This is a genomic window from Desulfovibrio piger ATCC 29098, assembly GCF_000156375.1.
GTDB lineage: Bacteria > Desulfobacterota > Desulfovibrionia > Desulfovibrionales > Desulfovibrionaceae > Desulfovibrio > Desulfovibrio piger.
This window is the reverse complement of the sequence record NZ_DS996359.1, coordinates 897,651-920,997: the sequence shown is the minus strand read 5'-3', so window position 1 is coordinate 920,997 and position 23,347 is coordinate 897,651. Positions and strand designations below refer to the sequence as shown.

Here is a 23,347-nt window from a genome sequence, read left to right as displayed (position 1 = left end):
ACTAGTTTTTCTCCGTCATATCGCTGCGCGATACCAGTACCCGGTCGATGATGCCGAATTCGAGGGCCTGTTCGGGGGTGAGGAAATTGTCGCGTTCCGTGGCCCGGACCACCTCGTCATAGCTCTTGCCGGTGTTCTCGGCCAGCATGGTGTTCAGGCGTTCCTTGATGCGCAGCATCTCGCGGGCGTGGATGTCCACATCCGTGGCCTGGCCCTGGAAGCCGCCCAGCGGCTGGTGGATCATGATCTGGCTGTTGGGCAGCGCGTAGCGCATGCCCTTCTGCCCGGCAGCCAGCAAAAATGCCCCCATGCTGGCGGCCCGGCCCATGCACACCGTGCTGACGGGCGCGGTGATGTAACGCATGGTGTCGTAGATGGCCAGACCGGCGGTCACGGAGCCGCCGGGAGAATTGATGTACAGGTTGATCTCCTTCTCCGGATCCTGGGATTCCAGGAACAGGAGCTGGGCGCAGACAAGGGAGGCCACAGTGTCGTTCACTTCGCTGCTCAGCAGGATGATGCGATCCTTGAGCAGACGGGAATAAATATCGTAGGCACGTTCGGAACGGCCAGTGGTTTCGATGACCATGGGGACGAGGGACATGAAAACCTCTCTGTGAGTTAAACCGTATAAATTCGACGCCGCCGCGACGGAAGAACCGCCGCGGCGTACGTCAAAAGCGGACGACGAAGCGTCGCCGGAAAGATGCGGGAAACATCTGCACCGTGGTGCAGACATCGCTCGCTTTAGTTGTTTTCTTCAGTCTTTTCAGCAGCCTTGGGCTCCACTTCCTTCACCTGGGCCTTGGCGTAGATGGCGTCCATGGCCTTGTCGGCCAGGATGCGGTCACGCAGGGTGAAGATCATGCCGCTCTTTTCATAGGCTTCGCGAACCTGCTTGAAGTCTTCGCCGCTGCGCATGCACAGCTGGTAGAGCTGGGCATTGACTTCCTGCTCGTTCACGTCCAGGCCTTCCTTCTTGGCGATGGCCAGCAGCAGCACCTGCATGCGGGTGATCTCTTCGGCCTGGGGCTGGACTTCCTTCAGCAGTTCTTCTTCGGTCTTGCCCAGGGAATCCAGGCTCTTGCCCTGGCGTTCCATGCGAGCGCGCATGTCGGCCAGCAGGGTGCGGGCCTGCACGTCCACCATGCTGGGCGGCAGTTCGAATTCCACCATCTTCACCAGCTTGTCCAGCATGGACTTCTGGGCGGAACCCTTGTTCAGGTTGTAGCGGCTGGAGCGGTAGCTTTCGCGGATGCCGGCCTTGAGCTTTTCCACGTTTTCCACGCCCACGGCCTTGGCCAGTTCGTCATCCACGGCGGGCAGCTGGCGTTCCTTGATGGCATGCACCTTGACCTTCATGGTCACGGTCTTGCCGGCCAGGTCCTTGGCCAGGAAGTCTTCGGGGAAGGTGATGTCGCCTTCGGCTTCGCAACCCAGCTTGATGGTCTTGACCAGGTTCTCGAAATCTTCCAGGGCCTGCTTTTCGCCCAGGGCCAGATCGAAGCCGTCAGCCTTGATGCCTTCCAGGGGCTGGCCGTTTTCGTAGGCGCAGAAGTCGATGTTGGCCACCTGGCCGTCCACGGCCGGGCCGTCACCGTCCACGGGCACCAGCTTGGCGCGGTCGCGGCGGATGCGTTCCACCACTTCTTCCACTTCAGCGTCGTCCACGATGGTCTTTTCCTGCTCCACTTCCATGCCTTCGTAGGGAGGCAGATCGAAGGTGGGCAGCACTTCGAACTCGATGCTGTAGTTCATGCCCTTGCCGCGTTCCATGACAGGCTCGCCGTCCACCATGTTGATGCCGGAGACGGGGGTCACGTTCAGCTTGGACATCACTTCATTGATGTGCACGTTGACGAGGTCCTGGCGGGCCTCTTCGTAGATGCGGTCGCGGAAACGCTGTTCGATGACGGAAGCGGGCACCTTGCCCTTGCGGAAACCGTCAATCTGCACAGACGTCTTGTACAGGGCGACAGCGCCCATGATGGCGGCTTCCACTTCCTTGGGATCAGTGGTGATGGCAACCTTTTTCTTGACCGGGGACAAATCTTCAACAGTATATTCCACGAGGCGCTCCTTTAACGAAAAGTCTCTTTTTTCCGCCGCGCCCCGGGGATGCCCCGAAGACGACCGCGACCTGGGCCGCACGGCAGTTCTATGAATGATGATGCGGCGCAAGGCACGCATCATCCGGCATGGCGAGGGACTCGCCAGCCACGACAATCGCTTCTCATAGCCCAAAGAAGGGCGGATTTCAAGCGGCAGGGCGCCGGTCTCCCGACAGCTCTCTGCCGTCAAAGATAAGCACGGAAGCGTGCCGGTCAAGATGGAAAGCGTTCCTTTGGCGAAACGGGGAAAGGGGAAGGAAGCCCCCCAGGCTCAGGCAGGGGGAGGCCAGAACCGTGCCGCGGTCTGCTGCGGCATCGCCCGCTGTGGCCCGGAAGGAGACGGCTCAAGGGCAGCACCACCCCGTCGCAGACTGTAGATGGACTGATCGTCGGCTCTATGACGAGGGGGACTGCTGCCTGCGACATCGCCGGGACACAGGATGTCCCTGTATTCCGCTGGCAGGGCATGGGAAAAGCGCTTTCCGGAGAGTCAGATAAAACAAGGACGTCCCACAGCCATGCCGGGGACGTCCTTGCAAATTCTGGTGCGAGAGACGGGACTTGAACCCGTATGGATAAACCGCTGGATTCTAAGTCCAGTGCGTCTACCAATTCCGCCACTCTCGCAAAGATGACTTTTATACCACAGACACCCCTTTCCCGCAAGCCTCGGCCAGCCCTCCCCTCAGTACCGGACAGGAGGGGACACGGGAACCGGCGACAGGAACACAGACGTTCCCGAACCTTGCCACAGGGTCGCTGGCGGGGACTCGGCTCTTCCGGCATGCCACCTTTCCGGGGAGAACCGTGGCAAGCCCGGGATCGTGACTGGGAAAGGCTCCCGCCTTGCCTGCGGCACATGAGGGGCCTGAGCCTCTCCCCTGCTACCGCAGCTGCAAATACTTGCCGTCGGGACGCGCCTCCAGCACCTCGCCGATCTCCACGGCCAGCTCGCCTCTGGCCTCCAGCCAGTCACGTACCGTAGCCATCTCAGCGTCCGGCACGGCCAGCACGATGCCGCCCGAAGTCTGGGCATCGAACACGATGCTTTCCACCGCCTCATCTACCGAAGACGCCACATCCACGGCAGGAGCACAGTGGGTGCGGTTGAGATGGCTGCCCGCCGGGATGAGGCCCATGCGGGCATACTCCAGCGCGTGGGGCAGCAGCGGCAGGGCTTCCGTCCGCAACGATACGCAGACACCCGAGGCCTGCGCCATCTCCAGCAGATGGCCGCCCAAGCCAAAGCCGGTGATGTCCGTGGCGGCCGGGATGCGGAAGTGGGCGATGGCCTCCCCGGGGATACGGTTGAGGCGTCCGCACCAGCGCTGCAGCAGGGCTTCGCTTTCTTCATGATCGTCCCAGCGCGCCTTGACACCGGTAGCCAGGATACCCGTGCCCAGCGGCTTGGTCAGCAGCAGGCGCAGGCCGGGCCGCAGTTTGTCATTGGCGGCCACATGCTCAGGGGCGATGACGCCGGTCACGGCCATGCCGTACTTGAGCTCGTCGTCCTGCACCGTATGCCCGCCGGCCAGCACGGCCCCGGCTTCTTCCAGGGCATCCATGCCGCCGCGCAGGATATTGGCCAGGATGTTCTCGGGATCGTTCTCGGTCAGGCAGGTGGGGAAAAAAGCCACGTTCATGGCGCACCAGGGCTGCCCGCCCAGCGCATAGACATCCGACAGGGCATTGCAGGCCGCGATGCGGCCGAACCAGAAGGCATCGTTGACGATGGGCGCCAGGATGTCCACGGTCTGTACGATGGCCTTGCCCGCAGGCATGCGCACGACCACGGCGTCCTCGTTACGGGCACGCCCGGCAATGACGCGCTGTTCCAGATCCGACGATCCACGGGGCGCGAGGCCCCGCAAAAGCTGCTCCAGGGCCCCTGGAGCCATTTTTGCCGCTCAGCCGGCGGCCCGGGCCTTTTCCAGCAACTTCATGATGAACCTCGCTTTGTTGAAAAATAAAAAGATGCCACACAGGCACAGGCCGTCCATGCCATGAAAGCCCCCCTGCTGGCAAGTCATGCCGGGAAAGGGGCTGGAGGATGCACATCAAGAATGTGTTGTTGAGGGGGCGAGGGGAACTTTTCCTAGCGCCGAAAAGTTTCCCCTCGCCCCCTCAAACACCCCCACTCCCCTCAAAACGCGCGCTTCAGAAGCAGGCCAGTGCAGAGCAGCCCGCCATCGGCAAAGCCGTACCCACAGGAGCGAAGGCCTTCAGGCCACCAGGCTGCGCTCTGGAACAAAGGAAGAGACACGAGAGAACGAACAGCACCGGCACAGGAAAGCGGGTCTTCAGAAAGACAACAGCAGGGACAAAATCATCGGCCATGCACGAGAAGTCCACTCCCGCAGGCTGCCCGCAGCGTGATGCCTTGCCTTGTCGATCAGTGGTTCGAGGATGCAGGGGCAGCTGTTAGAGGGAGAGAGAACAGAGGAAGGGCGGGCCGGCACTCTCTTCATCTTTCCGAATCAGCGGTATCCATACCACAGGACGGGAACAGGAATGGCAGTACCCTGCCGTGCGGGCGCCCCCCTCCTCTTCTCCCCGGACTTTGTCCCAAGAACGCAAAAAGGCCCCCTTGCGGGGGCCCTTGTATCCTTTTCCCTCATCCGGCCGGAGCCGGACACGGTCATCGGAACTACTCGGCGCTTTCAGCCTTGGCGGGAGCTTCCGTCTTGGCTTCGGGCAGGCGGGTCAGTTCGATGATGGCCATGGGAGCGTTATCGCCCTTGCGGGGCATGGCCAGCTTCATCACGCGGGTGTAACCACCAGGCACACCGGCGAACTGGGGACCAATTTCGTCAAACAGGCGCTTAACCAGAGCGTAGTCGCACAGCACGCGGTAAGCCAGACGGCGGGCGTGCAGGTCGTTGCGCTTGGCCAGGGAGATCAGCGGCTCGACAACGCCGCGGAGTTCCTTGGCTTTCACTTCGGTGGTGCGGATGCGGCCGTGGATAAGCAGCGCCTTGGCGAGATTGTGCAACAGGGCCTTACGGTGCGCAGGCGTCCGCGAAAGTTTTTTGCCGGAATTGCTATGCCTCATTTTGCTGCTTCCTTTTCCAGTCCTGATATTTCTTTTCGAAACCGTCAACCTTCATGCCGAAATCAAGGCCCATGTCGTGCAGGACTTCCTTGATCTCGTCCAGAGATTTACGGCCGAAGTTCTTGGTTTTGAGCATTTCAGCCTCGGAACGCTGCACCAGTTCGCCCACCAGCGCGATGTTGGCACTGCGCAGGCAGTTGGTGGCGCGCACCGAAAGCTCGAGATCGTCGATGCTCTTGAAGAGATGCTCGTTGGTCTCGCCGCTGTCGCTGCTGCCGTGACGCATGTCACCGGACACACGTTCATCGAAGTTGATGAACACCGAGATCTGATCCTTGATGATCTTGGCGCTGTACGCGATGGCATCTTCAGGGGTCAGCGAGCCGTCGGTCCACACTTCCAGGATCAGGCGGTCGTAGTTGGTCATCTGACCCACACGAGCCTGTTCCACAGCGTAGGCGACCTTGCGAACCGGCGAGAAGGAGGAGTCCAGCTTAATCAAACCGATTTCATCGGCCAGACCTTCGTGCATGTCGGCAGGCACATAGCCCTTACCCATGCGCACTTCAAATTCCATCTCCAGCACCACGTCCTCGGTGAGGGTGGCGATGTGCTGTTCAGGATTGAGCACGGTCACATGCTGATTGGCCTGAATCTGGGCGGCCGTAACAGGCCCTTTGCTGTCAACGCGAAGCGTCAGGCGCTGCGGTTCGTCCGTGTCCATGCGCAGACGCACCTGCTTGATGTTCAGCACCACGTCGGTGACGTCTTCGAGGACGCCGTGGATGGTGGTGAACTCATGCTGCACGCCGGTAATCTTCACAGACACAAAGGCAGCACCCTGCAGGGAGGCAAGCAGCACACGACGCATGGCATTGCCGATGGTGGTGCCGTAACCTCTCTCCAGCGGTTCGCAAACAAACTTGCCGTGCGTGCTGCTGGCCGTGTCTTCGTCGCGCAGGATCTGGTCGGGCTTGACGAGCTCGTTCCAGTTGCGCGCATTGATAAGGCGTTCGCCCTGTTTGATAAGCATGAAGCCCCCGCTTATTTCGAGTAAAGTTCAACGATCAGCTGTTCATTGACCGGGAACTGGATGTCGTCACGCTGCGGCAGAGCCTTCACGGTGCCCTTGAAAGCGGCGCCGTCGGCTTCCAGCCAGGCGGGGCAACCGCGGCGGGCGATGACTTCCTGGGCTTCGGCCAGAACGGGGATTTTGCGGTTCTTTTCGGGCACTTCGATGGTATCGCCCACGCGCACCTGCAGCGAGGGGATGGTCACCTTGTGGCCATTGAGGGTGAAGATGCCGTGACGCACCAGCTGACGGGCCTGGTTACGGGAGTTGGCGAAACCGAGACGGTACACCACGTTGTCCAGGCGGCGTTCCAGGATCACCAGCAGGTTGGTACCGGTGACGCCCTTCTGCATTTCAGCCTTTTCGAAGTATCCACGGAACTGCTTTTCCAGGATACCGTAACTGCGGCGGGTCTTCTGCTTCTCGCGCAGCTGGACGGCGTATTCGCTGACTTTCTTACGCGCACGGCCGTGCTGGCCAGGAGCGTAGGGACGGCGATCATAAGCGCACTTGTCGGTAAAGCAGCGGTCGCCCTTCAGGAAGAGCTTGCAGCCCTCGCGACGGCAAATGCGGCATTTGGCTTCAGTATATTTGGCCATTTGAAGAATCCTCTTGCGTTGATTACCACTGCCTCTCGGGCAGCCAACTACACGCGACGGCGCTTGGGCGGCCGGCAACCATTGTGGGGGATGGGCGTAACGTCGCGGATGAAAGCAACCCGGAAGCCAACAGCGGCAATGGCGCGCATGGCGGCTTCACGACCGGAGCCGGGGCCCTTCACATACACACCCACGGTGCGCATGCCGTTGTCCTGGGCCTTACGGGCGGCAGTTTCGGCAGCAACCTGGGCAGCGAAGGGGGTGGACTTGCGGGAACCCTTGAAACCGCTCTGGCCGGAAGAGGCCCAGCTGATGGCGTTGCCGCGAGTGTCCGTAAAGGTGATGATGGTATTGTTGAACGAAGCCTGGATGTGGGCAATGCCCACGGGCACGTTCTTCTTTTCTCTTTTCTTGACCACTTTCTTGGGTCTGGCCATGATATTACCTCAATCTGGCTAAATTCGCGTGAAAAGGAATGCGCCCTACTTCTTCTTGCCCACCACACCGCGACGGGGCCCCTTGCGGGTACGCGCATTGGTGTGGGTGCGCTGACCGTGCACGGGCAGGCCGCGACGATGGCGCAGGCCACGGAAGCAGCCGATGTCCATGAGGCGCTTGATATTGGTAGAGATCTCGCGACGGAGGTCGCCTTCCACCTTGTAGTTCTGTTCGAGTTCCTTACGGATCTCGTTCACTTCGTCGGCGGAAAGATCATCAATGTTGCGCTCCCAGTTCACACCGGTGGTGCTCAGGATCTGCAGGGCCGTAGCACGGCCGATGCCATAGATATAGGTGAGCGCAATGTCCACACGTTTGCCACGAGGCAAATCAACACCTGCAATTCTCGCCACAGTACGTCTCCTGCCCTAGCCCTGGCGCTGCTTGTGCCGGGGGTTTTCGCAGATAACTCGAAGAACACCCTTGCGCCGGATCACCTTGCACTTGGGGCATATTTTTTTGACGGAAGGTCTGACTTTCATGATTCGTCTCCAATGAGTGGCAAAGCCATCCGGCTTTGCGTGACCAAGGTTTGCCGCTGCCGGAAGCACAACACAAACCCGGTCAATACGGCTGCTCACCGCTCATTAGCAGCGGGAACAGAAACCTTTATCCATCTTTACCTGCTCTGTCAACAACCAATTGTCGTCCGGTTCAGGCCGCGGTCCGAAATGCTCAGGATCCGGGGCCCGTCCGGCGTAATGGCTACACTGTGTTCAAAATGCGCAGCCAGTCGGCGGTCGCGTGTCACAGCAGTCCATTTGTCTTCCAGAACGTCCACCTCGTAGCTGCCGGCGGTGACCATGGGCTCAATGGCGATGACCATGCCGTTACGCAGGGTCAGCCCACGGCCACCGGGGTGATAGTTGGGGACTTCCGGCTTTTCGTGCATCTTGGCGCCAACACCGTGGCCCACATACTGACGCACGACATTGAAACCGGCGGCTTCCACATAGTTCTGCACGGCCATACCGATGGCATAGACATCGTTACCGGCACGCGCCTGCTCGATGCCGACATAGAGGCTCTCCTCCGTGACGCGCATGAGCTTGCAGGCTTCCTCGCTCACCTTGCCCACAGGGAAGGTGCGCGCAGCGTCGCCCACAAAACCTTCAAAGACCACGCCCATGTCGACGCTGACGATGTCCCCTTCCTCAAGCAGCCGCGGGGAGGGAAAACCGTGGACCACCTGCTCGTTGACCGAGCAGCATGTGGCGTAGGGGTAGCCGTAATAGCCCAAAAAGGCCGGTTTCACTTTATAATCGGCGCACATGTCACGCGCCAGTTCTTCAAAGCGCATGGTCGTCTCGCCCGGCTTGACGATATCGCCGATGGCATCCAGGATGTTGGCCACCATACGGTTGGCCTCGCGCAGGCAGGCGATCTCCCGCTCATTTTTGATGAATGCGCCTTGATACTTCTTCATGACTTTCCAGCTCTCTTTGCCAGAATTACATGCGGCCGCCCTTGCGGGCCGCCTTGTTCATCAACCCCTGGTACTGGGTTGAGATCATGTGGGACTCGACCTGATTCATGAAGTCCATGGCCACGCCGACAAGGATCAGCAGGCTGGTACCACCGAAGTAGAACGGCACGTTGAACTTGGCAATCATGAGCATGGGCAGCAGGGAAATGGCCGAGATGTACACCGCGCCGCTCAGGGTCAGACGCGAGAGTACGGTGTCGATGTATTCCTGGGTGCGTTCGCCGGGGCGGATGCCGGGGACGAAGCCGCCGTTCTTCTTCAGGTTCTCGGCCATATCCTTCGGATCGATGATGATGGCCGTGTAGAAGTAGCAGAAGAAGAAGATCAGGACAACATAGAGCACATTGTACAGGACGCCGTGCGGAGCAAAGAAGTCCGTGACCATCCTGACGTATTCATTGGTGGAGAACTGGCCCACCGTGGCCGGGAACAGCAGCAGCGACGAGGCGAAAATGGGCGGGATGACGCCCGCCGTATTGACGCGCAGGGGCAGGTGCGTGTTCTGGCCGCCAAACATCTTGCGTCCGATCTGGCGCTTGGCGTAGCTGATGGGGATACGGCGCTGGGCACGCTCCACGAACACGATGGCCGTCAGCACGGCGGCCATGAGCAGCACGATGATGACCGCGAGGAAGATGCTCATGCTGCCGGACTTGATGAGGTCCATGGACTGCATGATGCCGCGCGGGATGCCCACCACGATACCGCAGAAGATGATCAGGGAGATGCCGTTGCCGATGCCGCGCTCAGTGATCTGCTCACCCAGCCACATGACGAGCATGGAACCGGCCGTGAAGGTGGCCATGGTCACCATGCGGAAATGCCAGCCCGCATTGAGCACGATGGGCGTGCCGTCGGGGCTGGTCATGGATTCGAGCCCGATGGAGATGAACAGGCCCTGCACCAGGGTGATCAGTACGGTCAGGTAACGGGTGTACTGGGTTATCTTGCGGCGTCCGGCCTGGCCTTCTTCCTTGGCCATGCGCTTGATATCGGGGCTCACCACCTGCAGGAGCTGCATGATGATGGACGCCGAGATGTAGGGCATGACACCCAGAGAGAAGACGGACACGTTGGACAGGCCGCCACCGGAGAACATGTCGAACATGTCGAACAACGTTCCCGACAGGCTTTTGAAATACGCGGCCAGGGCCGCGGCATCCACACCGGGGATGGGCACATGCACACCGATTCTGTAGCAGCACAGAAGGAGGAAGGTCCAGCCCAGGCGCTTGGCCAGAGAAGATTGTCCGAGGGGATTAACCGATGCTGATGCCATGAATCACTCGTTACCTTTTACGCTGTAAGGGACGCATATGCGCGGGAGCGTCTTTACCCCGCGCCCATTCCGGCGCGGGGTCAAAGACATCCGCCTGCCGTTACCGGCATGGCGCATAATTACTCAGCCGCTTGCGCAGCTTCAAGTTCGGTGGCTTCGCCGCCGGCGTTGCGGATCTTTTCCGCAGCGGCCTGGCTGAACTTGTGAGCTTCCACCTTGATGGCCGACTTCACTTCGCCACGGGAAAGCACTTTCACGGGCGCGCCCAGACGGGCCAGGCCGCGGGCGTAGATGTCGTCCAGGGTGATCTCGCTCTTGCCTTCAAAGGCTTCCTGCAGACGGTCCAGGTTGATCACGTCGTAGGTCACCTTGAAGGGGAAGTTCTTGAAGCCGTGCTTGGGAAGACGACGCTGCAGGGGCATCTGGCCGCCTTCGAAACCGGGACGCACACCGCCGCCGGCACGGGCGTTCTGACCCTTGTTACCCTTGCCAGCGGTGCAGCCCAGGCCGGAACCGGAACCACGGCCCACACGACGGCGGGTTTTGCGCTCTTCCGGGAAGGGAAAGAGATTGTGCAGTTGCATGATATATACTCCTCCTGCGGCCGTGGACTAGTCCACCAGGGCCACAAGGTGCGAAACTTTGGCGATGATGCCCCGGATGGCCGGGGTGTCCTTGAACAACTTGACCTGTTCGCGACGCTTGAGGCCAAGGGAGTCCAGCAGCTTGCGCTGGGCCGGCGTGGTGCCGATGCGAGAACGCACGAGTTTGACCGTAATTTCAGCCATGACTTACTTCCTCGGGGCTTCGAGCTTCTTGCCACGCAGCTCGGACACTTCGTCAGCGCTGCGCAGGGAGATCAGGCCCTGCATGGTGGCACGCAGCACGTTATGGGGGTTGTTAGTGCCGATGGCCTTGGCCAGGACGTCATGCACGCCCACGGCTTCCATGACGGCACGCACGGCACCACCGGCGATGATGCCGGTACCTTCGGAGGCGGGCTTCAGCATGACGCGACCAGCGCCGAAGCGGCCCAGCACTTCGTAAGGCAGGGTGCCTTCCACCAGAGGAATCTGCACGCGGTTCTTGCGAGCGCGTTCAGTGGCCTTGCGCAGGGCTTCGGGCACTTCCTGGGCCTTGCCCAGGCCGTAGCCCACGCCACCCTTGCCGTCGCCCACCACCACGAGGGCGCTGAAGCTGAAACGGCGACCGCCCTTGACCACCTTGGCCACGCGGTTCAGGGAGACGATCTTTTCGATTTCGCCCAATTCGTTCTGTTTGGTTTCGGTATTTTCCTGACGCATATTAGAACTCCAGGCCGCCTTCGCGGGCGCCGTCGGCCACGGCTTTCACGCGACCGTGATAAAGGTACCCGTTGCGATCGAACACCACCTGGGTGATGTTCTTTTCCTTGGCAAGACGGGCGATTTCCATGCCCACCTTCTCGGCGCCGGCCAGGTTGCAATGCATACCGGCTTCGGTCTTGGCCAGGCTGAGGGTGGAGGCGGCGACCAGGGTGGCGCCTTCCTGATCGTTCACGATCTGGGCGTAGATGTGCATGTTGGAGCGGTACACCACCAGACGGGGACGTTCGGCAGTACCCTGCACCTTTTTACGAATGCGGACCTTGCGGCGCTGACGGGATTCATTCTTGGTAAGCTTCATAACGCAATCCCTACCTACTTCTTGCCGCCGGACTTACCGACCTTGCGGCGGATGGTCTCGGTGGTATACTTGATACCCTTGCCCTTGTAAGGTTCGGGCTTGCGGATGCGACGGATCTTGGCGGCCATTTCGCCCACCAGTTCCTTGTCGGCGCCGCTGATGGTCAGGATCTGACCTTCGGCCTTGGCCTGGATGCCTTCGGGCAGTTCCACCAGCACGGGGTGGGAGAAGCCCACGGACAGTTCCACCATGTTGCCCTTGACGGCAACGCGGTAGCCCACGCCGATCACTTCCAGGGACTTGGAGAAGCCCTTGGTCACGCCTTCGATGCAGTTGGCGAGCAGGGTGCGGCGCAGACCGTGCTGGGCACGGCTGTGACGGTCGTCTTCCACGCGGGTCAGGGTCAGCACACCGTCGGTGAGGTCATAATTCAGCAGGCTGCACACAGGGGTATGCAGCGTACCCTTGGGGCCCTTCACTTCCACAACATCCGTTCCGATCTTGACTTCAACGCCAGCGGGAACGGTAATGGGCTGTTTGCCAATACGAGACATGGTGCACCCCTACCAGATTTCACACAGAAGTTCGCCGCCCACCTTCTTTTCATGGGCGGTCATGCCGTCCAGCACACCGCTGGACGTGGACAGAATGCAAATGCCGAGGCCGTTCTGCACCTTGGGGATCTGGTGAGCGCCCACATACACGCGGCGACCGGGGGTGCTGACGCGCTTCAGGCCGGAGATGACGGCCTTGCCCTTCTGGTACTTCAGCGTGATGGTAATGTTGCGGTCGTCGATAGCCACGTCTTCGACGTAACCTTCCTGCTTGAGGATGGCGGCTAAGGCTTCTTTCATCTTCGAGCGCGGCACATTCACTTCCTTGTGCAGGGCCAAATGTGCGTTGCGGATACGGGTCAGCATATCCGCAATAGGATCTGTCAACATCGATAGCTCCTAAGGTTGGTTTCGTGAGGGGTTAGCGGCCCCATGCCGCCACTTCCCGCACACAATCGAAAGTCCATATCCCAAGCCGGAGCAAAAGGCAATGTTTTTTTTGCTCACGGCCTGAAAATCCGCTCTTTCCAGGGCGTTCCCGAGTCATGCCGGTGCCAGTCCCGCCGGGGCATCCCGGCCTGTATGCGAAGGATCGGGCACCGGATCGTCGTACCATGGGTAAAAACAGGGCTGCTCCACTGCAGGAGCGACAGCTGTCTCCGGTGCGGCATGCGACGCATGGCCGCGGCTCCACCGGACTTTCCGGCATGGCGCAGCGGGCGGCGCGCAGGGGCAGATAGCCCATCTGCTCCCGGGAAGCAAGCAAAATCTGCAAAAGGAGGGAGACCGGCCGGTGGAGACCGCACCCCGGGAAGGGATGCGTCACTTCCCCAAAAGGCCGGGAGCGACAGGAAAACACTGGCGCAGGATACCGGCAGAGAGCCTTCCTGCCGGGTTGCCCGCCGGATGCAGGGGGAACCGGGAACCACTCTCCTCTCCCCTGCCCGCCTCCAGAAACGGAAAGAGGGACCCCTTTCGGAGTCCCTCCATCTTTCAGATCAGTCCGGGATGCGGATTACCAGCTGGATTTACGCACACCGGGCAGTTCGCCGCGCAGGGCCATGTTGCGGAAGCAAATACGGCAGATGCCGAACTGGCGCATGAAGGCCCGGGGACGCCCGCAGATGGGGCAACGATTGTAGGCGCGGGAGCTGAACTTGGGCTTACGGGAAGCCTTCACTTCAAGAGCGGTACGGGACATAGCTCTACTCCTACTTGCGGAACGGCATGCCCAGCTGGTCCAGAAGGAACTTGCCTTCCTTGTCCGTGGTCGCCGAGGTGACAATGGTGATGTTCATGCCCTTGGGGTTTTCCACACGGTCAGCTTCCATTTCGGGGAAGATGGTGTGTTCCTTGATGCCCAGGGTAAAGTTGCCGCGACCATCAAAACCACGGTCCGGGATACCGCGGAAGTCACGCACGCGGGGCAGGGCAAAGTTCATCAGCTTGTCCAGGAAGTCCCACATACGATCCTTGCGCAGGGTGACGCGAGCCCCGATGGGCATGCCTTCACGCAGCTTGAAGGAAGCGATGGACTTCTTGGCGCGGGTAACCACGGCCTTCTGTCCGGCGATGGCGGTCAGTTCCGCCACGGCTTCTTCCATCAGCTTGTTGTTCTGGCTGGCGGCGCCGAGACCGATGTTCAGAGAGATCTTCTCGATGCCGGGCAGTTGCATGGAGGAGGAGTAGTTGAACTCCTTCTGCAGTACCGGAACCACTTTCTCTCTATAAATCTTTTCAAGGCGTGTCATCGTATCACCTTATTCCATAACTTCGTTGCACTTCTTGCAGAAGCGCACTTTTTTCTGCTTGCCTTCGGACTCAATGTACTTGTAGCCCACCTTGGTCGGCTTGGCGCAAGCGGAGCACACCACCATCACGTTGGACACGTGGATGGGCATTTCCTTTTCCACGATGCCACCGGGCTGCTGGGCATAGGGGTTGGGGCGCATGTGGCGCTTGGCCACGTTGACCTTTTCCACCAGCACGCGGTCCTTCTTGGGAAGAACCTTGAGCACCTTGCCGATCTTGCCCGCGTCCTTGCCGGTGATGACCATCACCTTGTCGTCCTTGCGGATGCGATACGTTTTCATAGTCATCTCCTACAGCACTTCGGGGGCAAGAGAAATGATCTTCATGAAGTTGGCGGCGCGCAGCTCACGAGCGACGGGTCCGAAGATACGGGTACCCACGGGTTCGCCCTGGTTGGAGAGCAGGACAGCGGCGTTGCCGTCGAACTTGATGTAGGAGCCGTCCATACGGCGCACTTCCTTGGCAGTGCGGACGATAACGGCCTTCATGACGTCGCCTTTCTTGACCTTGCTGTGGGGCATGGCTTCCTTGACGGACACGACGATGATGTCGCCCACGGAAGCGTAACGGCGGTGGGAACCACCGAGCACCTTGATGCAGGCCACCTTTTTGGCGCCGCTGTTGTCGGCCACCTGAAGAGTCGATTCTACCTGGATCATGGTTCTACCCTACACAGCCTTTTCGATGATGGAGACCAGATGCCAGCGCTTGTTGCGCGACATGGGGCGGAACTCCACGATTTTAACCTTATCGCCCATGCCGCATTCGTTCATGGGATCATGAGCCGTGAACTTTTTGCGGCGCCTCACATACTTCTTGAGCAGAGGATGCTTCACCAGCGTTTCAACGCGCACGACGATGGTCTTGTCGTTCTTGTCGCTGACAACGATACCGGTGAGGGTTCTGCCCTTGCGATTTTCCAGAGCTTGCATGGTTCAGCCCCTCTATTCCTTTTCAGTCAAAACGGTGGAAATGCGAGCCACCTGACGGCGCATGGCCTTGAGCTCGGAAGTCTTTTCAAGCTGCGCGGTGGCATGCTTGAAACGGGCCGTCATGAGTTCTTCGCGCTGTTCGGCCAGCTTGGCACGCAGCTCTTCGACGCTCATGTCGCGCAGCTCGGCGGCAGTGGCCATGGCGGCTTTTTCGTTCTTCTTGGCAGCCATACTACAGGCCCTCCCTCACCACGATGATGGTCTTCACGGGCAGCTTGTGGGCGGCGCGGGTCAGAGCCTCGCGAGCCAGGTCAAGGCTGACGCCCTTGATTTCGTACAGCACGCGGCCGGGCTTGACCGGAGCGCACCAGCCCACCGGAGCCCCCTTACCGGAACCCTGACGGGTTTCAAGAGGCTTGGCGGTCACGGGGCGGTCGGGGAACACGCGGATCCAAACCTTACCACCACGCTTGATGTGACGCATCATGGCGATACGGGCGGCTTCAATCTGCTGGCTGGACAACTGACCGTGCTGCACGGCCTTCAGGCCAATATCGCCAAAGGCGATGGAGGCGCCGCGGCTAGCCAGGCCACGCAGGCGGCCCTTCTGCCATTTACGGAATTTAACTTTCTTAGGCGCGAGCATTACTGATCAACCTCTTTGTCAAGGATTTCACCCTTGTAGATCCACACCTTGACACCGATGATGCCGTAGGTGGTGTGCGCTTCGGCAAAACCGTAGTCGATGTCGGCGCGCAGGGTCTGCAACGGCACGCGACCGTCACGGTACCATTCGGTACGGGCGATTTCAGCGCCCGCCAGACGACCGGAGCAGGTCACCTTGATGCCTTCGCCACCGAACTTGCGGGCCATGGACACCGTGCGCTTCATGGCGCGACGGAAGGCCACGCGGCGTTCCAGCTGCTGGGCGATGTTTTCGGCCACGAGCTGGGCTTCCACTTCGGGACGACGGATTTCATTCACTTCCAGCGAGAACTCACGGCCAAACTTCTGGCGGAGGTCGCCGCGCAGCTTTTCGATTTCCACGCCCTTGCGGCCGATGACGATACCGGGACGGGCAGTGGACAGGATCAGACGGATCTTGCCACCGGCGCGTTCGATTTCGATCTTGGCCAGCCCCGCATGATACAGGAGCTTCTTCACATAGGCGCGAATCTTGCTGTCTTCAAACACAAAGGCAGGGTAGTCCTTCTTGCTGAACCAGCGGGACTGCCAGTTCTTGTTGTACCCCAGCCGGAAGCCAAACGGATGAACTTTCTGACCCATAGCCTATTCCTGCCCTTCTGCGAGTATAACGGTAACGTGGCTGGTACGCTTGTGAATCTTGGTGGCACGGCCCTGGGCGCGGGGCATGAAGCGCTTCCAGGTGGGGCCTTCGTTCACGATGACTTCCTTGATGACCATGGCGTCCACGTTCACACCACCCAGCTGGGAGGCATTGGCCACGGCGCTCTTGAGCACATTCAGCAGCACGCCGGCGGGCTTGTTGGGGGTGAAGCGCAGAATGTTCATGGCTTCTTCCACACCCTTGCCCTGCACGTTCTTGGCCACAAGGCGGGTCTTGCGGGGCGACACGCGCTGGAATTTCGCGATAGCTTTGGATTCCATATCTCTACCCTACTTCTTGCCGGCCTTGGCCTTCTTGTCAGCGGCGTGGCCGTGGAAGGTACGGGTGGGCGAAAATTCGCCCAGCTTGTGACCCACCATGTTTTCGGTCACGAACACCGGCACAAACTTTTTGCCATTGTGCACCGCAAAGGTCAGACCCACCATTTCGGGCAGGATGGTCGAGCGGCGCGACCAGGTCTTCACCACGCGATGGTCATTGGAGGCCACCGCAGCGTCAACCTTCTTCATCAGGTGGCCGTCGATGAACGGCCCTTTCTTCAAAGATCTGGGCATCTGCTACTCCTACTTCTGGCCGCGGCGCTTAATGATAAGGCGCGAAGAAGCCTTGTTCTTGTCGCGGGTCTTGAAGCCCTTGGCAGGCATACCCCAGGGCGACACGGGATGACGACCACCGGAGCTGCGGCCTTCGCCACCGCCCAGGGGATGGTCGATGGGGTTCATGGCCACACCGCGGACCTGAGGACGGCGACCCAGCCAGCGGTTGCGGCCGGCCTTGCCCAGGGAGATGTTTTCGTGCTGGATGTTGCCCACCTGGCCCACAGTGGCCACGCAGGAAGCCAGCACCTTGCGCACTTCGCCGGAGGGCAGACGCAGCAGGGCGTACTTGCCTTCCTTGGCCACGAGCTGGGCATAGGTGCCAGCGGCGCGGCAGAGCTGGCCACCCTTGCCGGGGTACAGCTCGACGTTGTGGATCACGGTACCCACCGGGATGCGGGACATCTGCATGGCGTTGCCGGGCTTGATGTCGGCACCTTCACCGGCCAGCACCACGTCGCCCTGCTTCAGACCCACAGGAGCGATGATGTAGCGCTTTTCGCCGTCCACGTAGTGGAGCAGGGCGATACGGGCGGTACGGTTGGGGTCGTATTCGATGTGCGCAACCTTGGCGGCGATGCCGAACTTGTTACGCTTGAAGTCGATGATGCGGTACAGGCGCTTCACACCGCCGCCACGACGACGGCTGGTCACGCGGCCACGGTTGTTGCGGCCGGCCTTCTTGGTCAGGCCCACGGTGAGCGACTTCTCAGGGGTCGTCCGGGTGATTTCCGCAAAGTCGGAAACCGTCTGGAAACGACGCCCGGCGGAGGTCGGTTTCAGCTTACGGACAGCCATTTTACACTCCCTCGAAGAACTCGATTTTATCGCCCTGGCGCAAGGTCACATAGGCCTTCTTCCAGCCGGGCTTACGGCCCACCACGCGACCCTGGCGTTCCCGATTGGAGGGAGCCTTGCGAACCACGTTGACCGCTTCAACTTTCACATCAAAAGCCTTTTCCACGGCCTGCTTGATCTCAAGCTTGTTGGCGCCGGGATGAACATAGAAAGCCACCTGACGGGACTCATCCTTCAGCAGGGTGGTCTTTTCCGTCAGCAGGGGCTTGATAAGAACCTGAGTGAATTCCATGAGTTGCCCCTCTTATTTTTCAAAGCGGGCCTGCACGGGCGCCACGGCGCCTTCCAGCAGGACCAGCTGCTTGTGGCGGAGGATCTCCAGCACGCTCAGACGATCAGGCGTGGTCAGCGTGATGCCGGGGATGTTGCGGGCGGAGCGGGTCAGGGCTTCGCTTTCCTCGGCGGTCACGATGAGAGCCTTGTTCAGGCCCAGAGTACCGGCCACTTTGGCAAAATGCTTGGTCTTGGCTTCGGGCAGTTCGATGCCCTTGACCACCAGCAGGTTTTCGGCGGCCAGACGGCTCGACAGAGCCATCTTCATGGCCAGGGCGCGCACCTTGCTGTTGACCTTGAAGCTGTAATCGCGGGGCTGGGGGCCAAACACGATGGCGCCGCCACGCCACACGGGCGAACGATTGGAGCCGGAACGGGCGCGACCGGTGCCCTTCTGCTTCCAGGGCTTCACGCCGCCGCCGGAAACGAAGGCGCGGGTCTTGGCCATGTGGGTACCGGCGCGCTTGGCGGCCATCTGGGCACGCACCACGAGGTTGAGGATCTCGGGACGAGCCTCAACTTCAAACACGTCGGCGGAAAGCGTCAGTTCGCCGCATTCCTGCTTGTTCTGGTCATAAACTTTCACGGTAGCCATTGTTGTGCTTCCTCTACTGCTTGCGGATCAGCACCAGCCCGTTCTTGGGGCCGGGCACGGAACCCTTGACCAGGATGACGTTGTCGGCGGGACGAACGTCAACGATCACAAGGCCCATTTCCGTCACGGTTTCGTTGCCCCAATGGCCAGCCATCTTGCGGCCCTTGAACACGTGGCCGGGGAAGGTGTTGTTACCGATGGAGCCGTTGTTACGGTGCACTTTTTCGCAACCGTGCGTATCCTTGGAACCGGCGAAGTTCCAACGGCGCATGCGGCCCTGGTAGCCCTTACCGATGCTCTTGGCGGTCACTTTGACCACGTCGCCGGTAGCAAACATTTCCACGGTCAGTTCCTGACCGGGTTCCATTTCAGGGGCGTTTTCCAGGCGGATTTCACGCAGTTCGCGGTACAGGCCGGTGCCGGCCTTGGCGAAGTGGCCCTTCATGGCCTTGCTGACGTGCTTTTCCTTGTCTTCGGTCAGCGCGATCTGCAGAGCGTTGTAACCGTCGGTTTCAACGGTCTTCACCTGGGTGACGGGGCAGGGCCCGGCCTGAATCACCGTGACGGGCACAGCGGCGCCGTCACCGGCAAAAATGCGGGTCATACCAAGTTTACGACCCAAAATTCCCATTTTCTCAGCCATGACTGCCTCTCACTAGAGCTTGATTTCAACGTCCACGCCAGCGGGCAGGGAAAGCTTGCCGAGGGCGTCAACGGTCTGCTGCGTGGGTTCAAGGATGTCCATAAGCCGCTTGTGGATGCGCATTTCGAACTGCTCACGGGACTTCTTGTCCACATGCACGGAACGCTGAATGGTGTACTTATGAATATTGGTGGGCAGCGGGATGGGCCCGGCCACACCGGCACCGGTATTGCGCGCCGTATCCACGATTTCCGCAACAGCCTTGTCCAGGATGCGGTAATCGTAGGCTTTGAGCTTGATCCGAATGCGATCACTGCTAACTGTCGTCATTGTTGCCTACTCCGTTTGAAAAATCCTGGCCGGTTGGGTTCGGCGCAGGTTTCTTAACAGCTTTGCGCGGGCCAAAAACCACGGGCCCGAAGGTCGGCCTCACCCGTTGGGGAGACTGGGCAACAACTTGGGGAAGAGAAGCGCTTGAAGCAGCGCACATCACAGAATCTGAAGGAATCAGATATATCGGAAGGTACGGACGCCTGAGCGTGCCTGCATCATCCGTGTGATGCTTCCCGGCGTAGCCCAGGCCTGTCACTGACTGAAGCAGTGACGAGGGTGGTCCCGCAGGGTCACCAAATGGGGGAACATCCCCCCTTACCTTTACAGCCCGGGGTCACCTGATCGCCAGGTGGGATCCGCTGTGTGGGCTGGAACGGCTCGACATTGTCTCGGCATCTGGTAACGCCTGCACATGTCAAAACCCGCCGCGGAGCGACCGCTTTGGGTGCATCAGGACAGACTCAATCTGCCCTTCCCTGCCGTCCAGGGAACAGCCTTGTTGCTCAAGGCGAGGTTCCTTCTATCGGGAATGGGACGACGCGTCAAGTTTTTTTCACTGCGGGAAGGATTTTTTTTCGCGCTATTGCTGATTTTCCCGCTTTGAGAGGCAAAAGCCCCTGCCCGTCCGAGCCAGGAAGCCGGGTGTCATAAAATATGTTTTCACATCGACCCGACTGGGCTTTTTTTCACATGCCGTACGAAAAAAATTAGAGAAGTACCGGAGCCGCGCAGACATCCCTCTTCGGCTACCGGCATGCCTTCCGCGCAAAAAAATTTCCAGACGGCCCTCCCCGGTCTGCCGGACCGGCCCGCTCGCCAAGTCCCCTCCCCTGCAAGGACTGACACGTGCTCTGCCCTGCCCCCTCCAGTGCGAACAGAAGAACTTCCCCAAGCAAAAACAGTCTGTGCGGGAGCAAACAGCATGGGGATGTTTTGCCCCTGCCACGGGCAGTCCCTCCGCACGTCGGATGTCGTGGCCGCGATCCGCCGGAGTACGACCGCCAGAGATGCACCATCCTGTTTGGCGACAAGAATGCGAGAGGGGGACTTCCCTCACGGAAAGCCCCCCTCATCTGTCCTATGATGACGTAAGCTTATTTGCCCTGGTCCAGGTCGCCCAGCAGGGCGCGGGCGTAGTCGGCGCCGTTGAAGGGCCGCAGGTCTTCGAGCTTTTCGCCCAGGCCCACATAGGTGATGGGCAGCTTTTCCTGCATGGCCACGGCGATGGCCACACCGCCCTTGGCCGTACCATCCAGCTTGGTGAGGATGAGCTCATCCACACCGGCGGCCTCCTTGAAGAGCTTGGCCTGCGAAAGGGCGTTCTGGCCGGTGGTGGCGTCGATGACCAGGATGCAGCGGTGCGGCGCGCCTTCATGCTTCTTGCCCAGCACCTGACGGATCTTGGTCAGCTCTTCCATAAGATTGACCTTGGTCTGCAGACGACCGGCGGTATCCACGAAGAGGATGTCCACCTTTTCGGCCAGGGCGCGGTCCATGGCTTCGTAGGCCACGGAGGCCGGATCGGAACCGGCGGGGCGGGCATGGAAAAGCGCGCCCACGCGCTCGGCCCAGACCTGCAGCTGCTCGATGGCCGCCGCACGGAAGGTGTCGGCCGCGGCGATCATGACCTTTTTGCCCTGCATGCGGGCACGATGGGCCAGCTTGGCGATGGTGGTGGTCTTGCCCACGCCGTTGACGCCGATGAAGAGCACCACTTCGGGCGGATTCACGGCGCTGATGCGGCGCGGCAGACGGAAGATCTCGTCCACTTCGGCCATGAGCAGGCCGCGCACGTCTTCCACGCGGGTCACGTTCTCCTTGCGGGCCCGCTCACGCAGGCGCTCCACCAGTTCCAGCGAAGGCTCGTAGCCCAGGTCGGCCATGATGAAGAGCTCTTCCAGCTCTTCCCAGAAACTTTCATTGAGTTCGCCGTGGCTGCTGAACAGGCTGTCCAGACGGCGGGAGAACTGCTCGCGGGTGCGGCTCAGACCTTCGCTGATCTTGAGGAACAGACGGCTGCGCTCGTCTTCCTCGTCCTCCATATCCAGGGCCAGGGTCAGACGGTACTGCAACTCGGAGCGGAATTCGTCCAGCTGCACGTATTCCATGCGCTCCAGCCAGCCACGGAAGTCATCCACGAAGGCATCCACTTCGGCAGCGGGCGCATCCAGCGAGCGCAGCAGGAAGCGCAGACGCTTCCAGAGCTCGTCCCCGGCTTCTTCCACTCCTTCCAGCACGATGCCCAGCCAGACGGAAAGGCGCGGCTCGGCTTCGCGCAGGCGCAGGATCATGGACTGGGCCAGAGCCGGATCCAGACCGCAGGTCTCCAATGCGGGCGCGGTGGGACGTTCGGCCGTGGCAGTCGCCGCGGCAGCGGCAGTGGCGGCAAGGGCCGCATCGGTCACGGCCTCGGCGACGGGCTCGTCCTGTTCCGGCGTGGCGGCAGCGGCGCTCTCCGTACCTTCTTCCTCTTCGGTCAAAGGTTCCTGCGTCACGCTTTCGCCGGCAGCGTCCATGTCTTCGGCATGCGCAGCGTCGGCTTCAACGACTTCGACGGCGTCGGCACGATCTTCTTCGGCAGTCTCCCGCTCTTCGGCAGAGGGAGCTTCCTCGGTATCAGCAGGCTGGGCCGCAGCTTCCGGCCGGGCCGTATCTTCGTCACTGCCGAAGATGCGCTGCCACCAGCTGCGACGGGGCGCCGCCGCTTCGGGCTTTTCTTCCGCTTCTTCGCGGGCGTCGTCACGGGCCTCTTCCACGGCATCCGTTCCGGTTTCGGCAGTTTCTTCCACCACAGCGTCATCAGATCCGGCAGAGGCGACGGCGGCCGTCTCGTCACCAGCAGCATCAGCCGTATCGGCAACGCCGGTCTCCGCCGCTTCCTCGGACAGCGGTCCTTCTTCCGCTTCCCGGGCAGCTTCCGCAACGGTCTCGACCTCGGCAGCCACAGCTTCCGTTTCAAGCTGGGTCTCTTCCTTCCCGGAAAGGATGTCTTCCTTGGCGTCCGCGGGAGCGGCCTCGTCCTCGGCCGGCTCTTCGCAGGCTTCGGCGGCTTCGTCTTCCACGCCCGCAGCCGTGTCCACGCTGACGTCATCCTGTTCGGGAGAATCCGCTTCCACAGCGGTATCACCGGCAGTTTCTTCCGGCGCCACAGGCTCGGCAGCCGCTTCCGTCGCGGCCACCTCGTCCGAAGGGATCTCATCTTCCGCAGCAGCAGCCGGGACTTCTTCTGCTTCGGCAGCCGCTTCGCTCTCAGGCTCCACGGAGGGCTCGTCCTGAGCTGCCGGGGCCTCGGCTTCCGCCACGGGCGCCTCTTCCACCACGCTCCCGGCTTCCGCCGGAGCTTCAGACGCCGCAGGCTGGTCGGCAGGCACCGCATCCATCACGACGGCTTCGGTGCCGTCGCTCTCTTCCGCAGCCTCGGCAGCAGGTCCGCCACGTTCAGCGCCGGCCTCTTCCTCCGCAGGCTCGTCAGCCTCAGGCGCGGCTTCCGGGGCCTCGTCCGCAGGGACGTCTTCAGCAGGGGCAGCGGCTTCTTCAGCCGCCGGGACGGTCGCCGCTTCCGGCGTGCTTTCCGGTTCGGCTGCGCCGCTTTCGGTGTCAGCGGCAGGCGCCTCCGGGGC

At 60.9% G+C, this 23,347-nt stretch carries 33 protein-coding genes and 1 tRNA gene; all 34 read right to left on the bottom strand.

Annotated elements, in window-relative coordinates; genetic code table 11:
• Position 1: 1 nt before the first annotated feature.
• The gene (clpP, locus tag DESPIG_RS10645) at positions 2 to 604 is read right to left on the bottom strand and encodes an ATP-dependent Clp endopeptidase proteolytic subunit ClpP (RefSeq protein WP_006008466.1); all 603 of its coding nucleotides are present in this window, start codon (positions 602 to 604) and stop codon (positions 2 to 4) included.
• A gap of 143 nt (positions 605 to 747) precedes the next feature.
• Positions 748 to 2,070 carry a trigger factor gene (gene tig, locus DESPIG_RS10640; RefSeq protein ID WP_040369829.1) on the bottom strand — a complete coding sequence of 441 codons (1,323 nt, stop codon included), beginning with the start codon at positions 2,068 to 2,070 and terminating at the stop codon, positions 748 to 750.
• A gap of 584 nt (positions 2,071 to 2,654) precedes the next feature.
• Positions 2,655 to 2,738: transfer RNA gene (locus DESPIG_RS10635), tRNA-Leu, on the bottom strand.
• A gap of 257 nt (positions 2,739 to 2,995) precedes the next feature.
• Positions 2,996 to 4,054 (bottom strand): selenide, water dikinase SelD, encoded by a 1,059-nt coding sequence (gene selD, locus DESPIG_RS10630; protein ID WP_081446881.1) that lies wholly within the window; start codon positions 4,052 to 4,054, stop codon positions 2,996 to 2,998.
• A 704-nt stretch (positions 4,055 to 4,758) separates the two neighbouring features.
• The gene (rplQ, locus tag DESPIG_RS10625; protein WP_006008455.1) at positions 4,759 to 5,163 is read right to left on the bottom strand and encodes a 50S ribosomal protein L17; all 405 of its coding nucleotides are present in this window, start codon (positions 5,161 to 5,163) and stop codon (positions 4,759 to 4,761) included.
• On the bottom strand, positions 5,153 to 6,196 hold the full coding sequence (locus DESPIG_RS10620; protein ID WP_006008453.1) for a DNA-directed RNA polymerase subunit alpha: 1,044 nt from the start codon (positions 6,194 to 6,196) through the stop codon (positions 5,153 to 5,155). The genes rplQ and DESPIG_RS10620 overlap by 11 nt, the downstream gene beginning before the upstream one ends.
• Before the next feature lie 11 nt (positions 6,197 to 6,207).
• The gene (rpsD, locus tag DESPIG_RS10615) at positions 6,208 to 6,834 is read right to left on the bottom strand and encodes a 30S ribosomal protein S4 (RefSeq protein ID WP_006008451.1); all 627 of its coding nucleotides are present in this window, start codon (positions 6,832 to 6,834) and stop codon (positions 6,208 to 6,210) included.
• Between the two features lie 47 nt (positions 6,835 to 6,881).
• A complete protein-coding gene (gene rpsK / locus DESPIG_RS10610) occupies positions 6,882 to 7,271 on the bottom strand; it encodes a 30S ribosomal protein S11 (RefSeq protein ID WP_006008449.1) in 390 nt (129 codons plus the stop codon).
• A 45-nt stretch (positions 7,272 to 7,316) separates the two neighbouring features.
• Positions 7,317 to 7,685 (bottom strand): 30S ribosomal protein S13, encoded by a 369-nt coding sequence (gene rpsM, locus DESPIG_RS10605; protein ID WP_040369828.1) that lies wholly within the window; start codon positions 7,683 to 7,685, stop codon positions 7,317 to 7,319.
• A 15-nt stretch (positions 7,686 to 7,700) separates the two neighbouring features.
• The gene (gene rpmJ / locus DESPIG_RS13335; RefSeq protein WP_005027799.1) at positions 7,701 to 7,814 is read right to left on the bottom strand and encodes a 50S ribosomal protein L36; all 114 of its coding nucleotides are present in this window, start codon (positions 7,812 to 7,814) and stop codon (positions 7,701 to 7,703) included.
• Between the two features lie 149 nt (positions 7,815 to 7,963).
• Complete coding sequence (map, locus tag DESPIG_RS10600; protein WP_006008446.1) at positions 7,964 to 8,758, bottom strand: type I methionyl aminopeptidase; 795 nt, start codon at positions 8,756 to 8,758, stop codon at positions 7,964 to 7,966.
• Between the two features lie 25 nt (positions 8,759 to 8,783).
• A complete protein-coding gene (gene secY / locus DESPIG_RS10595; RefSeq protein WP_006008444.1) occupies positions 8,784 to 10,097 on the bottom strand; it encodes a preprotein translocase subunit SecY in 1,314 nt (437 codons plus the stop codon).
• A 119-nt stretch (positions 10,098 to 10,216) separates the two neighbouring features.
• Entirely contained in the window at positions 10,217 to 10,681 is a 465-nt protein-coding gene (rplO, locus tag DESPIG_RS10590) for a 50S ribosomal protein L15 (RefSeq protein WP_006008442.1), read from the bottom strand.
• A 27-nt stretch (positions 10,682 to 10,708) separates the two neighbouring features.
• Entirely contained in the window at positions 10,709 to 10,885 is a 177-nt protein-coding gene (rpmD, locus tag DESPIG_RS10585; protein ID WP_006008440.1) for a 50S ribosomal protein L30, read from the bottom strand.
• A gap of 3 nt (positions 10,886 to 10,888) precedes the next feature.
• Positions 10,889 to 11,401, bottom strand: coding sequence for a 30S ribosomal protein S5 (gene rpsE / locus DESPIG_RS10580; protein WP_006008439.1), 513 nt, complete (start codon positions 11,399 to 11,401; stop codon positions 10,889 to 10,891).
• 1 nt (position 11,402) lies between these two features.
• Complete coding sequence (gene rplR / locus DESPIG_RS10575) at positions 11,403 to 11,762, bottom strand: 50S ribosomal protein L18 (protein ID WP_006008437.1); 360 nt, start codon at positions 11,760 to 11,762, stop codon at positions 11,403 to 11,405.
• A 14-nt stretch (positions 11,763 to 11,776) separates the two neighbouring features.
• A complete protein-coding gene (gene rplF, locus DESPIG_RS10570) occupies positions 11,777 to 12,316 on the bottom strand; it encodes a 50S ribosomal protein L6 (RefSeq protein ID WP_006008435.1) in 540 nt (179 codons plus the stop codon).
• Positions 12,317 to 12,325: 9 nt separating this feature from the next.
• Positions 12,326 to 12,706 carry a 30S ribosomal protein S8 gene (gene rpsH / locus DESPIG_RS10565; RefSeq protein ID WP_006008433.1) on the bottom strand — a complete coding sequence of 127 codons (381 nt, stop codon included), beginning with the start codon at positions 12,704 to 12,706 and terminating at the stop codon, positions 12,326 to 12,328.
• A gap of 625 nt (positions 12,707 to 13,331) precedes the next feature.
• The gene (locus DESPIG_RS10560; RefSeq protein WP_006008429.1) at positions 13,332 to 13,517 is read right to left on the bottom strand and encodes a type Z 30S ribosomal protein S14; all 186 of its coding nucleotides are present in this window, start codon (positions 13,515 to 13,517) and stop codon (positions 13,332 to 13,334) included.
• Between the two features lie 10 nt (positions 13,518 to 13,527).
• Positions 13,528 to 14,067 (bottom strand): 50S ribosomal protein L5, encoded by a 540-nt coding sequence (gene rplE / locus DESPIG_RS10555; protein WP_006008426.1) that lies wholly within the window; start codon positions 14,065 to 14,067, stop codon positions 13,528 to 13,530.
• Between the two features lie 9 nt (positions 14,068 to 14,076).
• Complete coding sequence (gene rplX, locus DESPIG_RS10550; protein ID WP_040369827.1) at positions 14,077 to 14,409, bottom strand: 50S ribosomal protein L24; 333 nt, start codon at positions 14,407 to 14,409, stop codon at positions 14,077 to 14,079.
• Positions 14,410 to 14,418: 9 nt separating this feature from the next.
• Positions 14,419 to 14,787, bottom strand: coding sequence for a 50S ribosomal protein L14 (rplN, locus tag DESPIG_RS10545; protein ID WP_006008423.1), 369 nt, complete (start codon positions 14,785 to 14,787; stop codon positions 14,419 to 14,421).
• A gap of 9 nt (positions 14,788 to 14,796) precedes the next feature.
• A complete protein-coding gene (gene rpsQ / locus DESPIG_RS10540) occupies positions 14,797 to 15,060 on the bottom strand; it encodes a 30S ribosomal protein S17 (protein ID WP_006008421.1) in 264 nt (87 codons plus the stop codon).
• A 12-nt stretch (positions 15,061 to 15,072) separates the two neighbouring features.
• Entirely contained in the window at positions 15,073 to 15,261 is a 189-nt protein-coding gene (rpmC, locus tag DESPIG_RS10535) for a 50S ribosomal protein L29 (RefSeq protein ID WP_040369967.1), read from the bottom strand.
• A 31-nt stretch (positions 15,262 to 15,292) separates the two neighbouring features.
• Positions 15,293 to 15,706: a 50S ribosomal protein L16 gene (rplP, locus tag DESPIG_RS10530; RefSeq protein WP_006008417.1), complete on the bottom strand. Its 414-nt coding sequence runs from the start codon at positions 15,704 to 15,706 to the stop codon at positions 15,293 to 15,295.
• Positions 15,706 to 16,347 (bottom strand): 30S ribosomal protein S3, encoded by a 642-nt coding sequence (gene rpsC, locus DESPIG_RS10525; protein ID WP_006008414.1) that lies wholly within the window; start codon positions 16,345 to 16,347, stop codon positions 15,706 to 15,708. The genes rplP and rpsC overlap by 1 nt, the downstream gene beginning before the upstream one ends.
• A 3-nt stretch (positions 16,348 to 16,350) precedes the next feature.
• Entirely contained in the window at positions 16,351 to 16,689 is a 339-nt protein-coding gene (gene rplV / locus DESPIG_RS10520) for a 50S ribosomal protein L22 (RefSeq protein WP_006008412.1), read from the bottom strand.
• Positions 16,690 to 16,698: 9 nt separating this feature from the next.
• Positions 16,699 to 16,983: a 30S ribosomal protein S19 gene (rpsS, locus tag DESPIG_RS10515; RefSeq protein ID WP_006008410.1), complete on the bottom strand. Its 285-nt coding sequence runs from the start codon at positions 16,981 to 16,983 to the stop codon at positions 16,699 to 16,701.
• A 9-nt stretch (positions 16,984 to 16,992) separates the two neighbouring features.
• Complete coding sequence (rplB, locus tag DESPIG_RS10510; protein ID WP_006008408.1) at positions 16,993 to 17,823, bottom strand: 50S ribosomal protein L2; 831 nt, start codon at positions 17,821 to 17,823, stop codon at positions 16,993 to 16,995.
• Position 17,824: 1 nt separating this feature from the next.
• Positions 17,825 to 18,115 (bottom strand): 50S ribosomal protein L23, encoded by a 291-nt coding sequence (gene rplW, locus DESPIG_RS10505; protein WP_006008406.1) that lies wholly within the window; start codon positions 18,113 to 18,115, stop codon positions 17,825 to 17,827.
• A 12-nt stretch (positions 18,116 to 18,127) separates the two neighbouring features.
• On the bottom strand, positions 18,128 to 18,751 hold the full coding sequence (gene rplD / locus DESPIG_RS10500; RefSeq protein ID WP_006008404.1) for a 50S ribosomal protein L4: 624 nt from the start codon (positions 18,749 to 18,751) through the stop codon (positions 18,128 to 18,130).
• A gap of 13 nt (positions 18,752 to 18,764) precedes the next feature.
• Positions 18,765 to 19,394: a 50S ribosomal protein L3 gene (gene rplC, locus DESPIG_RS10495; protein WP_006008402.1), complete on the bottom strand. Its 630-nt coding sequence runs from the start codon at positions 19,392 to 19,394 to the stop codon at positions 18,765 to 18,767.
• 12 nt (positions 19,395 to 19,406) lie between these two features.
• Positions 19,407 to 19,724 carry a 30S ribosomal protein S10 gene (gene rpsJ, locus DESPIG_RS10490; RefSeq protein WP_006008400.1) on the bottom strand — a complete coding sequence of 106 codons (318 nt, stop codon included), beginning with the start codon at positions 19,722 to 19,724 and terminating at the stop codon, positions 19,407 to 19,409.
• 1,097 nt (positions 19,725 to 20,821) lie between these two features.
• Entirely contained in the window at positions 20,822 to 22,243 is a 1,422-nt protein-coding gene (gene ftsY, locus DESPIG_RS10485; protein ID WP_187119499.1) for a signal recognition particle-docking protein FtsY, read from the bottom strand.
• Positions 22,244 to 23,347 lie beyond the last annotated feature (1,104 nt).

Bases quoted from the DNA above. Each gene is read 5' to 3' on its own strand.
- rpsK (WP_006008449.1), bottom strand. From the start codon at position 7,271: ATGGCCAGACCCAAGAAAGTGGTCAAGAAAAGAGAAAAGAAGAACGTG.
- rplB (WP_006008408.1), bottom strand. From the start codon at position 17,823: ATGGCTGTCCGTAAGCTGAAACCGACCTCCGCCGGGCGTCGTTTCCAG.
- rplW (WP_006008406.1), bottom strand. From the start codon at position 18,115: ATGGAATTCACTCAGGTTCTTATCAAGCCCCTGCTGACGGAAAAGACC.
- rplD (WP_006008404.1), bottom strand. From the start codon at position 18,751: ATGGCTACCGTGAAAGTTTATGACCAGAACAAGCAGGAATGCGGCGAA.
- rpsQ (WP_006008421.1), bottom strand. From the start codon at position 15,060: ATGCAAGCTCTGGAAAATCGCAAGGGCAGAACCCTCACCGGTATCGTT.
- rpmJ (WP_005027799.1), bottom strand. From the start codon at position 7,814: ATGAAAGTCAGACCTTCCGTCAAAAAAATATGCCCCAAGTGCAAGGTG.
- rpsS (WP_006008410.1), bottom strand. From the start codon at position 16,983: ATGCCCAGATCTTTGAAGAAAGGGCCGTTCATCGACGGCCACCTGATG.
- DESPIG_RS10620 (WP_006008453.1), bottom strand. From the start codon at position 6,196: ATGCTTATCAAACAGGGCGAACGCCTTATCAATGCGCGCAACTGGAAC.
- rplN (WP_006008423.1), bottom strand. From the start codon at position 14,787: ATGATCCAGGTAGAATCGACTCTTCAGGTGGCCGACAACAGCGGCGCC.
- rpsH (WP_006008433.1), bottom strand. From the start codon at position 12,706: ATGTTGACAGATCCTATTGCGGATATGCTGACCCGTATCCGCAACGCA.
- DESPIG_RS10560 (WP_006008429.1), bottom strand. From the start codon at position 13,517: ATGTCCCGTACCGCTCTTGAAGTGAAGGCTTCCCGTAAGCCCAAGTTC.
- clpP (WP_006008466.1), bottom strand. From the start codon at position 604: ATGTCCCTCGTCCCCATGGTCATCGAAACCACTGGCCGTTCCGAACGT.
- rplX (WP_040369827.1), bottom strand. From the start codon at position 14,409: ATGAAAACGTATCGCATCCGCAAGGACGACAAGGTGATGGTCATCACC.
- rplO (WP_006008442.1), bottom strand. From the start codon at position 10,681: ATGCAACTGCACAATCTCTTTCCCTTCCCGGAAGAGCGCAAAACCCGC.
- rpsJ (WP_006008400.1), bottom strand. From the start codon at position 19,724: ATGACGACAGTTAGCAGTGATCGCATTCGGATCAAGCTCAAAGCCTAC.
- rplQ (WP_006008455.1), bottom strand. From the start codon at position 5,163: ATGAGGCATAGCAATTCCGGCAAAAAACTTTCGCGGACGCCTGCGCAC.
- rpsE (WP_006008439.1), bottom strand. From the start codon at position 11,401: ATGCGTCAGGAAAATACCGAAACCAAACAGAACGAATTGGGCGAAATC.
- rplF (WP_006008435.1), bottom strand. From the start codon at position 12,316: ATGTCTCGTATTGGCAAACAGCCCATTACCGTTCCCGCTGGCGTTGAA.
- rpsD (WP_006008451.1), bottom strand. From the start codon at position 6,834: ATGGCCAAATATACTGAAGCCAAATGCCGCATTTGCCGTCGCGAGGGC.
- rplR (WP_006008437.1), bottom strand. From the start codon at position 11,762: ATGAAGCTTACCAAGAATGAATCCCGTCAGCGCCGCAAGGTCCGCATT.
- rpmC (WP_040369967.1), bottom strand. From the start codon at position 15,261: ATGGCCACTGCCGCCGAGCTGCGCGACATGAGCGTCGAAGAGCTGCGT.
- ftsY (WP_187119499.1), bottom strand. From the start codon at position 22,243: ATGGACGCTGCCGGCGAAAGCGTGACGCAGGAACCTTTGACCGAAGAG.
- secY (WP_006008444.1), bottom strand. From the start codon at position 10,097: ATGGCATCAGCATCGGTTAATCCCCTCGGACAATCTTCTCTGGCCAAG.
- rplE (WP_006008426.1), bottom strand. From the start codon at position 14,067: ATGACACGCCTTGAAAAGATTTATAGAGAGAAAGTGGTTCCGGTACTG.
- rpsC (WP_006008414.1), bottom strand. From the start codon at position 16,347: ATGGGTCAGAAAGTTCATCCGTTTGGCTTCCGGCTGGGGTACAACAAG.
- rplP (WP_006008417.1), bottom strand. From the start codon at position 15,706: ATGCTCGCGCCTAAGAAAGTTAAATTCCGTAAATGGCAGAAGGGCCGC.
- rplC (WP_006008402.1), bottom strand. From the start codon at position 19,394: ATGGCTGAGAAAATGGGAATTTTGGGTCGTAAACTTGGTATGACCCGC.
- map (WP_006008446.1), bottom strand. From the start codon at position 8,758: ATGAAGAAGTATCAAGGCGCATTCATCAAAAATGAGCGGGAGATCGCC.
- rplV (WP_006008412.1), bottom strand. From the start codon at position 16,689: ATGGAATCCAAAGCTATCGCGAAATTCCAGCGCGTGTCGCCCCGCAAG.
- rpmD (WP_006008440.1), bottom strand. From the start codon at position 10,885: ATGGCTGAAATTACGGTCAAACTCGTGCGTTCTCGCATCGGCACCACG.